This window comes from Halocatena pleomorpha, assembly GCF_003862495.1.
Lineage (GTDB): Archaea > Halobacteriota > Halobacteria > Halobacteriales > Haloarculaceae > Halocatena > Halocatena pleomorpha.
The window spans coordinates 43,700-57,292 of record NZ_RRCH01000023.1 but is presented as its reverse complement, the minus strand read 5'-3'; the positions used below and the strand labels follow the sequence as shown (position 1 = coordinate 57,292).

Sequence of the window (13,593 nt, the reverse complement as noted above, 5' to 3'; positions counted from 1 at the left end):
TTGATAAGTGTTTCTCTGCTACAGAAGCAGCCGCCGGACGGCTTGGGGACACAACGTTTATTTCTATTCCCCGAAATAGCCGGACGATGACAGTACCCGACACGGACCGGTTCGACATCCGTGAGTACGGCGCGACGGGCGACGGAGACGATCCAGAGACGGGCGCAATCCAGGCGGCGCTCGACGCGTGTGCCGAGACGGGCGGGACGGTGTACGTGCCATCAGAGACGTACGTGACCGGCCCGCTGCGGGTCGGTGGCGACACGACGCTGTATCTGGCTCCGGGGGCGACGTTGCGCTTTGTGGGTGACTACAGCGCGTATCCGACCGTCGAGAGCCGCTGGGAAGGTTGGGATCAGGCCGGCTTTCATCCGTGTCTATTCGTCGAGAACGCTGAGAACGTGACGATCACCGGTCGAGGCACGATCGACGGCAACGGCGCGTACTGGTGGGAATTGTATGAAACACCGACGGCAGAACGGCCCACGGGACTTCAGGAACGCTTGGCCGAATTCGAGCGTCGTAACGAGAAAGGGGATGATGTCAGCAGTTTCACTCACCGGCCACCGTTGTGCCAGATCGCAAACTCGGACAACGTCACAGTGTCCGGGATCAGGCTGTGCAACTCGCCGTTCTGGAACACCCACATCGTCTACTCCGAGAACGTCACGATCCACGACGTTGCCATCGAGAACCCGGCGGACGCGCCCAACGGAGACGGAATCGACATTGATTCTTCGCGGTGTGTACGGATCAGCGACACGTACATCAACGCGGGCGACGACGCGATCTGTATCAAGTCCGGCAAAAACGCCGAAGGCCGTGCAGTCGGTGAGTCAGCCTCGGAGATCACGGTCACAAACTGCACTGTCGAGTCAGGTCACGGTGGCGTCGTCATCGGCAGCGAGATGTCCGGCGACGTTCGAGACGTGGCGGTTTCGAACTGCACGTTCACAGACACCGATCGTGGCGTGCGAATCAAAACCCAGCGGGACCGCGGCGGCGTCATCGAGGATCTCCGATTCGACAACATACTCATGCGACGGATCGCGTGTCCGTTCGTCATCAACGGCTACTACTTCACCCCGCTGGACAGCGATCCACAGCCAGTCACCGAGGGAACGCCGATGGTTCGGAACGTCTCATTTCGATCGATCACTGCGCGCAGCGTCGAAACGGCCGGCTTTCTCGCCGGACTGCCCGAACAGCATTTCGAGGGCGTCTCCTTTTCCGACGTTCGGATCGACGCCACCCGCGATCTCGACGCGACGGAACTCGATCCCGCGATGGCTGCGGGCTACGAGCAACGCCACGGGTTGTTCTGTAAATCGATCGCCGACATCTCCTTTCGTGACGTGCGGATCCGAGCGGCAGACGGTCCCGCAATGCGGTTCGAAGCGACCGACGATGTGAGGATCGATGGGATGGAGACCGAAACAGAGGATGCGCCTGCCGTCTCGGTACACGATGTCACGAGGACTCGAATCCGTGGCTGTCTCGACTCGGCGGAGACGCCGTTTCTGCGAGCGTCTGGCTCAAACACGCAGACGATCTCGATAGCGGAGTGCCACGGGCCGGTTGCTGACGCCGTCGAGGTGACACCCGACAGCGACGCAACGGTCGAACGTTTCTGATGGCAGTTTGAATCGTGGGATCTGATCAAGGGGAAACAATTATAGGTTATTTGCATGTATGCGTGAGTACGGCATGGATGACTCAGCCAATGATCTGCGCGTCGGACTCGTCGGACTCGGTAGCCTCGGCATGCGACTCGGGCGTCAGTTCGAAGACGTATCGGACGCCGAACTGGTCGCAGTGGCCGACATCAACGAAGAGAACCTCACCGTGGCAGCCGCCGAATTCGACGCGGTGACCGGTCAGTACACCAGCTACCAGACGATGGTCGAGGAGGCGTCACTCGACGCGGTAGCGATCGCCACGCCCAATGGACTCCACTACGAGCAGACGGTCGCCGCACTGGAGCGTGATCTCCACGTGCTGTGTGAAAAGCCACTCGCAACGACCGTCGAGGACGCCCGAGATCTCTACCAGCGCGAGCAACGGACCGACCGAGTAGTGATGCTCGGTTACCAGCGCCACCTGAATCCCGCGTTCATCAGCGCCCACGAACGGTGGGCAGCAGGCGACGCTGAGCCGACGTTCATTACCGGCGAGATCACCCACGACTGGCGGTCGTACTACGAAACCATGGACGACTGGCGGATGGATCCTGAACTCAGCGGCGGCGGCCATCTTCTGAACGTCGGTTCGCACATCATCGACGCGATCCTCTGGGTGACCGGTCTCGAACCGACGCACGTCGACGCTGCCGTCGTGTTCCACGACGATAATCAGGTGTTTGACACCCAGTCATCGATCACCATCGAGTTCGACAACAACGCGGTTGCCAGCGTTTCCGATACTGGTGTTGTGGCGTGTACCCGTGAGCACATCCATATTTGGGATGACAACGGAGCGGTGTATCTCGACGGCCGTGAGTGGAACGAACGCACTGGCTACACGATCGACGCCGAGGGAACCGAGCACGATCGCGCACTGGACTACCACGGCCGACAGACCAAAGCAGAGGCGTTCACCGAGGCGGTGCAAGAGGGAACGACGCCCCCTATCACGGTTCGGGACGCCTTTGAGACGACAGTTGTCACGATGGCAGCCTACGAATCGGGCCGCACTGGAGAACGGATCGGTCTCACTGGACGGTTTTCACTGCCTGATGCGCACTGACCAGTCCGACTGGACCACAAAGGTTTATTTCGATGGCCACTCACCGTAGAACAGATGGAATCGTTCGAATCCGACGACGGACACGTAATTGTCCGTCTCGATCGCGGTGACATGGTGCTGGAATCGATCGAGCGCGCCTGTACGGAACACGCCATCGACACCGGTGCCGTTGTCACCGGCATTGGAACGGTGAGCACGCTACACATCCACTACGTCGACCGAACGGAACTGCCCGATGATCGGGCAGACCGCAACGTTGCTCTCGAACTACAGGGGGCGTGGGAAGTCACCGACATCAACGGCGTCATCGCGGACGGCGAGCCACACCTCCACGTAACCGCTTTCGACGGCGACCGAACCGTCGGAGGACACCTCGAAACGGGCTGTGAGATCAACGTTCTTGGTGAGGTGACGATTCGGAAGCTCTCAGGGCTATCACTCGAACGGCGGCCCAACGAACGCGAGGTTTCGCGGCTGCAACAGTGACAGTTATCGTCGCCACCAGATGGCTCCGTAGCTGCCTACTCCGGCGAGCATCAATCCGATTCCCCAAGCGGCGAAAATCGCTGCCCAAACACCTTCGTTGAATCCCACATCGAGGAGCCAGCCGGTGACGAACAGCAGTACGCCCCCTGTCGCAACGTTCAACAGCACGGAATCGGGAAGGTGATTGATCACTGCCGCTCGAAGCTGGGACATCGCTCCGTGATTACCTGTGTCTTGCGTGGAACTCATTACCATGTTTATTTCTTTTCATAATATAAATCTGTTGGGGTTCATCGACAGTGAATCGAAGCACGGGCTAACCGTGTTCGGAGTCCACACCCTGTGGATACGACAGAAGCCGTCAGCAGGTTCCAGATCCTGAGGAGCGCAGACGTTCACACGAGTAGTCTGTGGCCGGATCCAGCTACGCCCGATGCACCCTCACGTCTCGTACTGAAATTCGGTCCACGGTCCGTCGATGAACGGATACGATTCGAGAACATCGAGATCAACATTGACGCCGAGCCCAGGCGCGTCGGTGACAGTCATGCGTCCGTCAGCAACGGACGGCTGTCCCTCAATGATGTCAAACGCGAGTTCGAACGGGTACATGCCGGGATCAGTCGTCGTCTCGCCCAACACCGGATCGTTCTCGAACACCGGATACTCAAGCAGCCGTACCTCTGGCGCGGCAGCGACGAGGTGGGCGTTAGCCTGCAGTCCAAGCCACGTGCCGAAGTTGTGCGGAACGAACTCGACCTCGCGGCCCGCGCAGAACTCGATCGCCTGCTGACAGCCGGTAAAGCCCCGGTGGTGGCGAACGTCACCCTGTAGGAAATCGATCCCGGTTCGACCGAGCGCAACCAATCCCGACGGCGATGTTTCGCTTTCACCACCGGCCAGCGGCGCGCCAGTGTCGGCCAGCTCGACGTACCCCGCGTGGTCATCGGGGGCGACTGGTTCCTCGATCCAGTAGACGCCCTGATCAGCGGCGTGTTCGACCAGCGACCGAACGGTATCACGCCCGTAGGAATCCCGAAGTTTCCACCACGTATGGACATCGAGCATGAGTTCGATGTCATCAACGGTTCTGGCCAGCAGCTCGACTGTCCGACGGTCGCCGTCGGGACCGATTCCCGGTCGATACTTGTAGCCGAAAAACCCGAGCTCTTCGAGCACAGCAGCCTGTTCGGCGTATCCGTCCGGCTCCATGTACATCCCAGCGCTCGCGTACAGCGGCAGTTCAGTCGTCGGCTCTGTGTCCCACGCCGTGGCAAGCAGTTCGTAAATCGGCGCGCGACTTCCTTGCCGCGTAGATCGTACAGCGCAACGTCGACGGCTGAAATCGCTTTCGTCCGGAGATGATCGGGGAGATTGGTCGACGCAAGTAGTTCGTGGGCATCGCTGATCTCCTCGATCGATTGCCCTTCGAGCGCGTCAGCAACGGTCGTTTCAACGATATCAGCGAACGTTCCGTGGGAATCACCCTCGAAATACTCGCGCATTGCGGAGCTTGACGCACCCGCCGTCGAAACGCCACGATTGCCGTCGCTCGTCTCTACGACGACAAGTACGACATCCCGCTTGCGGAGCCGTCGCACGCCGCCGAAAAACGGCCGTTCCTGTACTGGATCGATCGGAGAGGACAACGCGTATCCGTGCACGCTAACAATGTCCATATTCGAATCGATTGCTCCAGAAGTATAAAACATCGAGTGCTCGTAGCGAAACGTCACCGCGATTCGCCCACAACGGTCCCGGCGTTCCCGAGTGGAGAACACCCAACACTACCCAGAGAACAGACGGAGTGGCCACTTCCGGAAGCGATACGGCAGTTGCTATCACGTCGGAAGTTCTCAAGACAGGAACAAACAGCCGAACTCCGTCCACTGATCCGAACAGATCCCGCCTCCGTTCTTGCGTTGTCGTCACAGCGAACGGAAAACGCTCGTTTCTGTCCTACCGTTACAATCGTAACGATGTAATGCTAAACTCGTTCGTGTCGCTGGAAGGTTCCCCGTGGCGGAACAGAATGAAGAACAGAACGTCGCGATAGATGTGAGGCGAACCGAACGTTTTTACTGGCTGGTCGTGTCCTTTCGATAGAGATGCTGAAAGACGAGTTCCGAGGACTCAAAGAGCAGATAGCAGATGGAATCATTCCCGCGACGGCGAACCCGTGGACGCCCGAGTACGAACTCGTTGTGGACGATCTCACTCGCCACGTCGAGCGACTCGTCTCCGTTGATGGCATCACGGCGGTCGTCGCCAACGCTCACACGGGCGAAACGAAAATGCAAGACGAAGAGACGTACCGGCAGGTCGTCGAAACCCACGTCGAGGCAGCAGGTGACACGCCCGTGTTTGCGGGTGTGTACGGAGAAAGCTCAATCGAGGCCGCCAAACTGGCTCAGGCGGCGAAAGAAGCCGGTGCTGACGGCGTCATGTTACTTCCACTCGACGTTTACTCCCACCAGATTCCACAGGAGGCGATCAATCACTTCGAGCATGTGGCAGAAACCGTCGACATGCCGCTGATCAACTTCCAGTTCCCGACGTGGGGAAGCCCAGGGCTGCCAATCAGCGCGCACGTCGAAATCTGCAAGCTTCCACACGTCATTGGATTCAAGGAAGCCTCCTTCGATCCAATCCGGTACGATCGAACGGTCCGCGCAGTCAACCATCTTCGGGACGACTGTACGATGATGACGGGCAACGACACGTTCCTTATGCATGCCTACCAGCTCGGGGCCGAAACCGGTCTGATCGGCTACGCGAACCTCGTGCCCGATCTCCACGTCGAGAAGATCCGAGCCGTCCACAACGACGACATGGAACGCGCTCGCGAAATTCGCAAACGACTACTCCCGCTGACCAATCACGTCTTCGGTGAACCGGAGGGGCGCTACCGTGCCCGAACGAAAGCCGCCCTGAAGATGCAAGGCGTGTTTGAGTACGACACCGTGTTGCCACCCCAAGAACAGATCGATCCCGACGAGCGCGAGCAACTTCGGCAGATCCTCGCTGATCTCGATCGGCTGTAGGTCAGAGCACCGGTTCGCAACCTATCGCCGTCCACGACTTCTTAGAGATAACCGGTGAGGTTCTGGTAACAGTCTCAGACGAGAACGTCCGCGAACCGGACACGCCGGTTGTAGGGTGACACCCGACGGAATTCACGGCGCGATCGCGGCAACACTGGACACTGACGGTCGCGCGGTCGAGAACGATTACCCTGCAGCGCACCTGATATAGTCATATACTACCGTGTGCAATACAGTATAAAATTATTCTATAGTAGAAAATAATTTATGTATGTGTGTCATTGGTATAGATGTGGTACTATGAGACAAACACGGCGAAGCTATCTGAAGGGAACGGCAGCATCAGTACTGATCGGCATGGGAGTGCTCGGTGGAGGTTCAGGATCGACCACCGCACAGGTCGGATCAGCGAGCAGTTCGCAGTTCGGTCTCAACGACGGGTTCGCAGACACATCGTGGCTCGAAGAGGGTGTCGAGGTGTACACGATTACCGAACCGACGCGGGAGGCCGTGGAGGCGGCGTTCACCGCGAGCGGGTCACGCGTAGTCGTCTTCGAGACCAGCGGGACGATCGACCTCGGCAACGAGACACTGGCGATCACGGAAGACAACTGTTGGGTAGCGGGTCAGACCGCCCCCTCGCCGGGTATCACCTTCATCAAGGGGATGGTGCAGGTGGATGCCGACAACTGTGTTGTTCAGCACGTCCGTTCACGGATCGGACCGGGCGACGGGTCGATCCAAGGTAACGACGCGGTCAACACCCAAGACGACACCCAGAACAACGTCATCGATCACTGCACGGCCTCGTGGGGCGTCGATGAATGTCTCTCGGTGGGCTATGACACGGAGGACACGACCGTCACCAACTGCCTGATTTATGAAGGACTGTGGGACCCCTACGGCAACAGTGCGGATCACAACTACGGATCGCTCATCGGTGACGGCGCGTCGAACGTCACGTTCGCCGGCAACGTCTGGGCCAAGATCCGCGGACGGGTCCCGCGGCTCAAAAGCGACACCGAAACGGTCATCGTCAACAACTTCGCGTACTTCTTCGATTATGCGGCCACCGCCGACAGCTCTGCCGTGATGAGCTTCGTTGGCAACGGCTACACCGGACCCCTCGACACCGGCAACCCGGTCTTCGAAGGCAGTCCCACAGCCTACCATACTGACAACTACGCCGCCGATCCGTCGCTTGACAGCGATACTGACTTCGCCGAACCAGACAGCGAGGGCTCGCCACCGCTGTGGCCTAGTGGTCTCACCGAAATGCCCGCCGCTGATGTCGAGAGCCACAACCTCGGGACGGCTGGCGCACGCCCTGCTGAGCGAACCGCCAACGACGAGCGGATCGTCGGAGAAATCGCTAACCGGGCGGGCAACGACCGCCTTGACAGTCCGTACGACTACTGGATCGGACACCACGACGAGGTTGGTGGGTATCCCGACCTGCCGGTGAACACTCATTCGCTCGATGTCCCCGACAGCGGGCTTCGCGCGTGGCTCGACGGATGGGCACAAGCCGTCGAAGAGGATGGTTCTCCGCCCGACAACGGTGGCGGCGGCGGGCCGATCTCGACGGGAACCTACGAGATCACGAACGCCAACAGCGGTCAGTTGCTTGAGGTTGCTAACGCTTCGACCGAGGACGGCGCGAACGTCCAGCAGTGGCCCGCGAACGGACATCAGACACAGCAGTGGTACGTGGAGGAAGTCACAAACGGCGAGTACCGGCTGGTGAACGAGAACAGCGGTCAGTTGCTCGAAGTTGCCACTGCTTCGACTGCAGACGGCGCGAACGTTCGCCAATACTCGGATACTGGCTGTGCCTGTCAGCGGTGGTATATAAACGACGAGGGCAGCGTCTACACGCTTGAGGCCGTGCACAGCAACAAGCTCGCCGATGTCGAGGGCGCTTCGACCGAAGACGGTGCGAACGTCCTCCAGTGGCCGGACACCGGTAGCGAAAACCAGCGATGGACGTTCGAGTCGGTATGACATACACGAGCTAACATAGACGGCGAATCTGTTCCGGTCAGAGGCGCGGTAAGGCGTCGGCTCGCCGGACAGATTGCTGCCAACGTTGCACGCCGGTCGACGTGGGTAACAAGTAAGTCAGTCGAACAGATGTATGGAGACAGGGCAATGACAGCACACCCAGCGTTTCAACAGCGTCTTGCGCGACTCATTCGCACTGCCTCACGCGAGCACGGATACGATGGAGAGACAGGGGAAGCGTTCACGTCTTGGCAAGAGACGGTACGGCAGAAACTGACGCAAGTGCTTGGCTTTCCCGCGATTCGAGCGGCGGGAGCCTGCGAGCTTGAGCCGGAACGCCAAGGAACCATCACTCACGACGGATATGAGCGCCAGCGGTGGCAGGTCCAAACAGAGCCGGGAGTTCGCGTTCCGTTCTGTCTGCTCGTGCCAGACGACGAAGAGCCACCGTATCCCGTGGTTCTCACGATTCACGGGCACTGCGAAGAGGGGAAAGCACTGACCGTCGGTGCTGTTGACGACGAGCGGGTCGAGATTGCTGAGGAACGGCGGGATTTCGCTCGCCAAGCCGTCCGGCGGGGATACGCAGCCCTTGCTCCCGACATGCGAGCGTTCGGTGAGCTGGCAGGTCCCGAACCGGAGCCGGAGGGCTATCGGTCGTGCACACGGCTACAAAAGACCGCCCAACTGTTCGGTCGGACGCTGGCGGGCGAACGGACGTGGGACGTGCTGCGCCTCATCGAGTGCATCGAAAGTGAGCCGACGCTGGATGGCGATCGGATAGCGATCACGGGACACTCAGGGGGAGCGGCGGTCTCCTTGTTCGCAGCGGCCGTAGACGACCGGCTGGCTCCCGCCGTGTTGAACGCGTATTTCTGTACGTTCGCGGACTCGATCGTCGCCATCGACCACTGTGACTGTAACTACGTCCCCGGACTGCTTCGCCTCGGTGAAATGTGGGATATCGCTGGTGCGATCGCTCCTCGACCGGTGACCGTCGTCACCGGTGACGGCGATCCGATCTTTCCGGTCAACGGAACGAGACGCGCCTTCTCCCGGCTACAGGAGATCTACCGGAACGTCGGTGTGGAGAACGCGTGTGGGCTGTCCGTCGGCTCCGGCGCACACCGATACTACCCGGATCACGTGTGGCCGGCGATCGGTGCTCACTTGTGATGAGTGATGTCGAATACGATCGAGGGTGACCGACGACCATCTTCATCCTCATCCTTTGTATCGAAGCGTGCCCTCTTCGAGTTTCAGCGAGATGTACGCCGCGTCGTCGACGCCGGAGACGATCGCGTCTGGGACGTTATTGAACTCGAAGTTCGCTGTGTTGAGGGCACCAGCGTCTACTTCATACAGCGCCTCATATTCGGGGAGCGTCTGGTTCCACCACCACGTCAGCTCCTTGTGGTACTTCTGATCGTCAGTCGTCATCCACTGATTGATGTGGTCAGCGACATTGATCGTCTTCGTGCCGCTGGATCCGTTGGGATCACCGACAGGCATCGGAATCTCGGCCTCGGGTTTGTAGTTCGTGAGTGACTGGATCCAATCGACGACGAGACCGGGAGACCACATAGCGAAAGCGCCATTCGCTGAGGAACCGTCAGGGATGATGTCGTACTCGCCGTTCTGTCGACGGGCGTCAAGCGTCGCGGTGTCAACGTTCTCGGCGTTGACCGCGATGCCGAAGTCCTTGAGATTCTGGATGAGTACCTGAAAGTGCTTCTGCTCAGCAGGATTCAGAATACTGATCTCGAAACGTTCGCCGTCCGGTGTCAACCACTCGCCGTTGGCACGCTCGTATCCTGCCTGACGGAGCAGTTGTGTCGCGCGCTTGGTGTCGTTTTGGCCGTAGCGGGGGAAGTCCTTGATCCACTCGGTCGCCGGGTGCTTTCCCTCTTTGATCATCGGTCCCGGAACCCGACACGGCGGCCCATCGAACAGCTGTTGGACGCCTTGAAGTAGCCCCTTCGTCTGTTGTTTATCAAAGACGTGGCAGATCGCCTTTCGGACATTGGCGTTTTGGACTGCGGAGTCGTATCCTTCAACGCCATGGCCGTTGTTGAAACAGAACAGCGAGTTCGCCGTCCGCTTTTGCCGGTACAACGAGTGGGACTCGGGGAGCTTGTTCCGTTTGTTCTTCTGGATCGGATAGCCGCCGGGAACGGCGTCGACAATACCGTTCGCGTACGGTTGGACGCGTTCGGAAACGTCGCCTGGGACCCACAGCTCGAACTCGTCGAAATTGATGTCCCCGGCACGGGGGTGGTCCTCGTATTTCTTCATGAGAACAGTGTCGTCACCAACTTCCGAGATCTGGAACGGACCCTGACCGATCCCTTTATCGAGGCTCGGGTAGCTCGTGGTCGTCACCTCCTCGATGACACTGGTCAACTCGTCGCCCTCCGAGTTTAACAAGCGGTCATGCCACTCGCTCCACTGATCGTCGTCGTGTTTGGTGAAGATCCCGCGACCGATATCCCCGTGGTAGTAGGCGATCGTGTTCTGAACGGCGTAGATCTCCGACAGTTCCGTGTTCAGTTGGATCCGCAGGAAGTGATCGTCGACGACCTCAATCGATTTCATTGGAGTGGTACTGCTGCCGTCGCCGGACGACGTGATCGCCATCTCCATCTCCCACTGCATCGCCCAGTCTTGGGCAACCACGGGATCACCGTTGTGCCACGTCCACTGATCGCTGAGTTCAGTTTCCAGCGTCGTCTTGTCGGGCATCGTCCAGTTATTAGCGATGATGGGAAACGACTCGTTCGAAGCCGGCGAGTGGACCGCAAGGCGATCGAAAACGTTCGCTCCCGGATGCCACGCGGCGCTCTGAGAGGGATTCCATGGATTGAAATGACGCTGTGACGGCGGATCACCCACCGGATCAAAGTAGGTGAACCGCGACGTGTTACCACCGTTCGCGTTGTTGTTGCTGCTACTACACCCCGCGACTAAGGCCACTCCACCGGCCACACCAGCTTTGAGAACGTCTCGTCTGGTCGGTACGCTGTTGTGCCTGTCGGTAGAATTTGGCATACACCCAATTGATAATGGATCTATATATAATTAATCATCAATTGCAAGATATAGAATGGGAAACAAACGTGATGGGCAGTCGACTCGGTCAGTCGGTATCAGTGGTGATCGGGTCGCTGTCCCAGTAATCGTGGTTGTCGAGAGCGCGATAACACGTTACCTCGTGTTCCTCGTCGGCTGTGGGGAAGACAGTCGGGCGGTCGGTCCGACAGATCTCTCGGGCTTCCGGACAGCGTGTGTGATACCGACAACCCGATGGGGGATTCGTGGGATCAGGCACGTCGATCGTTCGAATAGGTGCCTCCGCAGCTTTTTCTTCGGCAGAATCGAGTTCCGGCGTTGCCCACCGTAATGCTTGGGTGTAGGGATGTTGGGGATCGTGGATGATCCGCTCGGGCGGTCCGATCTCAACGAGTTCACCGAGGTAGACGACGCCGATCCGACCACCGGTTTTCTCAGCGATATACCGGGCGTTCGAGAGATCGTGGGAGACGAACAGATACGACGTGTCGAAGGTGTCCTGTAGCCCAATCATGAGGTCCATCATTTCGACCCGAAGGGACACATCGAGCGCGCTTACTGGTTCCGCGAGGATGAGCTCAGGATTCATCAACATCGCCCGGATGAGGGCAACGCGCTGTTGCTCACCGCCGGACAGCTGGTGTGGATATCGTTCGATGTAGTCCTTGGGCGGCGTCATTCCGACGTGTTCAAGGAGGCCTAAAATACGTTGGTGGCGATCGTTCCCGTCCAGCTCATCGTTCCACCGCTTGAGCGGTTCTTCGAGTGATTGGCGGATCCGGCGGTGGGGATTCAACGCGCTTCCCGGATCTTGGTGAACGATCTGGAGCGACCGCCGGATCTCCTCCCACGTCACCTCCTCGTTACCGTTCGCTTTCACGTCCCAGATGTCGTGTCCACGATACTGGACGCTGCCACCAGTCGGCTCTTGCAACCCGACCGCAGCCTTGCCGAGCGTCGTCTTGCCACAGCCGGATTCACCGACGAGAACGACCACGTCGTTCTCATAGATGTCCAGAGAGATTCCATCGACAGCCTTGACGACTTCCGGATCGGAGAAGATGTCGAGGAATCCGCCTTCCGTCTCGAAATGGATTTCGATGTCATCGAGCGACACGACCGGCGCGTCGGACCGGTCGGAGGACGAACGATCGGACGCACTCGGCGCGGCCATTCCGATCATATCCTCCGATCCCGGCTCGGCGTCGGTTTCCATCGTGATCGTGTCGATCGCGTCCTCCCAGTAGTGACAATGAACGTGATGCTCTCCAGTGACGGTGTACGGACCCGGTGTGTCGGTCTCACACCGTTCGTCACCGACCGGACAACGAGGATGGAACGAACACCCCGACGGAACGTTTACTGGATCTGGGGCACTCCCGTCGATCGGTCGCATGGATTCGATCGGTGACGTGAGATGTGGCGTGGATTTGAGGAGTAATCGCGTATAGGGGTGCGATGGATCCGTGAGGATTTCATCCGTCGGCCCGATCTCGACAAACTCGAAGGCATACAACACCCCGACCCGGTCTGCGATGTCGGCCACCAACGGGAGATCGTGCGTGATGAAGACGATCGTCAGGTCGTATTGCTCTTTGATATCCTGTAACAGCCCGATAATCGACCGCTGCATCAACAGATCAAGCGCGGCCGTGGGTTCGTCCATCACCAACACTTCCGGTTCGAGGACAAGGCTGAGCGCGATCAGTGCGCGCTGTTTCATGCCGCCGGAGAGTTCGTGTGGATACGAATCGAGCACTCGATCCGGATCGAGATAGAGATTCTTGAGAATCCCCCGCGTTCGTTCCATTCCGTCCTCGACATCGTACCCGTGTGCGTTCAGCGTTTCGACGAAGTGCGTGCGGAGTTCCCTGACGGGGTTGAACGAACTCATCGCCCCCTGAAACACCATCGAAATCTCCGCCCAGCGAAACGCCTGCAGCTCATCCTTATCGAGTTCGAGCACATCGACCGGAGCGCCGTCCTCAGGGTAGTATGTGATCTCCCCTGTGAGTACTCCCGGATCGACGACCGCGTCCAACAGCGCGGAGGCGAGCATCGACTTGCCGCTGCCGCTCTCCCCAACGATGCTCACGACCTCGTTGCGCTCGATATCGATGTCGACATCGTCGAGGACGCGCGACTGGCCGCGATCCATGTCGAACGTGACGGACGCGTTTCGTACTTCTACGATCGTTTCTCCTGTCTCGATATTCCGTTCGTGATCAGTTTCTGAAACAGTCAT

9 protein-coding genes and 1 pseudogene are annotated in these 13,593 nt (G+C 59.0%); 6 read left to right on the top strand and 4 right to left on the bottom strand.

Annotated elements, in window-relative coordinates; translation table 11 throughout:
* Positions 1-86 precede the first annotated feature (86 nt).
* The 3 genes from EIK79_RS10980 to EIK79_RS10970 are packed head-to-tail and all read left to right on the top strand — an operon-like array spanning position 87 to position 3,231.
* The gene (locus tag EIK79_RS10980; protein WP_124955171.1) at positions 87-1,634 is read left to right on the top strand and encodes a glycoside hydrolase family 28 protein; all 1,548 of its coding nucleotides are present in this window, start codon (positions 87-89) and stop codon (positions 1,632-1,634) included.
* A gap of 58 nt (positions 1,635-1,692) precedes the next feature.
* Complete coding sequence (locus EIK79_RS10975) at positions 1,693-2,745, top strand: Gfo/Idh/MocA family protein (protein ID WP_124955170.1); 1,053 nt, start codon at positions 1,693-1,695, stop codon at positions 2,743-2,745.
* A gap of 54 nt (positions 2,746-2,799) precedes the next feature.
* Positions 2,800-3,231, top strand: a complete 432-nt coding sequence (locus tag EIK79_RS10970) for a PPC domain-containing DNA-binding protein (protein ID WP_124955169.1) — start codon at positions 2,800-2,802, stop codon at positions 3,229-3,231.
* Between the two features lie 3 nt (positions 3,232-3,234).
* Here the strand turns inward: EIK79_RS10970 and EIK79_RS10965 are convergent, their stop codons facing one another.
* Both EIK79_RS10965 and EIK79_RS19265 read right to left on the bottom strand, forming a co-directional pair.
* The gene (locus EIK79_RS10965) at positions 3,235-3,480 is read right to left on the bottom strand and encodes a hypothetical protein (RefSeq protein ID WP_124955168.1); all 246 of its coding nucleotides are present in this window, start codon (positions 3,478-3,480) and stop codon (positions 3,235-3,237) included.
* Positions 3,481-3,672: 192 nt separating this feature from the next.
* A pseudogene (locus tag EIK79_RS19265) lies at positions 3,673-4,910 on the bottom strand (mandelate racemase/muconate lactonizing enzyme family protein).
* A gap of 429 nt (positions 4,911-5,339) precedes the next feature.
* Here EIK79_RS19265 and EIK79_RS10955 point away from each other — a divergent pair.
* The 3 genes from EIK79_RS10955 (at position 5,340) to EIK79_RS10945 (ending at position 9,455) form a co-directional block, all read left to right on the top strand.
* Complete coding sequence (locus tag EIK79_RS10955) at positions 5,340-6,275, top strand: dihydrodipicolinate synthase family protein (protein ID WP_124955167.1); 936 nt, start codon at positions 5,340-5,342, stop codon at positions 6,273-6,275.
* A gap of 357 nt (positions 6,276-6,632) precedes the next feature.
* Entirely contained in the window at positions 6,633-8,279 is a 1,647-nt protein-coding gene (locus EIK79_RS10950; RefSeq protein WP_124955224.1) for an RICIN domain-containing protein, read from the top strand.
* Between the two features lie 147 nt (positions 8,280-8,426).
* Positions 8,427-9,455: an alpha/beta hydrolase family protein gene (locus tag EIK79_RS10945; RefSeq protein ID WP_124955166.1), complete on the top strand. Its 1,029-nt coding sequence runs from the start codon at positions 8,427-8,429 to the stop codon at positions 9,453-9,455.
* A gap of 48 nt (positions 9,456-9,503) precedes the next feature.
* On the opposite strand, the gene EIK79_RS10940 is transcribed toward EIK79_RS10945, so the two are convergent.
* Positions 9,504-11,327 (bottom strand): ABC transporter substrate-binding protein, encoded by a 1,824-nt coding sequence (locus EIK79_RS10940; RefSeq protein ID WP_124955165.1) that lies wholly within the window; start codon positions 11,325-11,327, stop codon positions 9,504-9,506.
* Between the two features lie 88 nt (positions 11,328-11,415).
* Positions 11,416-13,593: an ABC transporter ATP-binding protein gene (locus tag EIK79_RS10935; RefSeq protein WP_124955164.1), complete on the bottom strand. Its 2,178-nt coding sequence runs from the start codon at positions 13,591-13,593 to the stop codon at positions 11,416-11,418.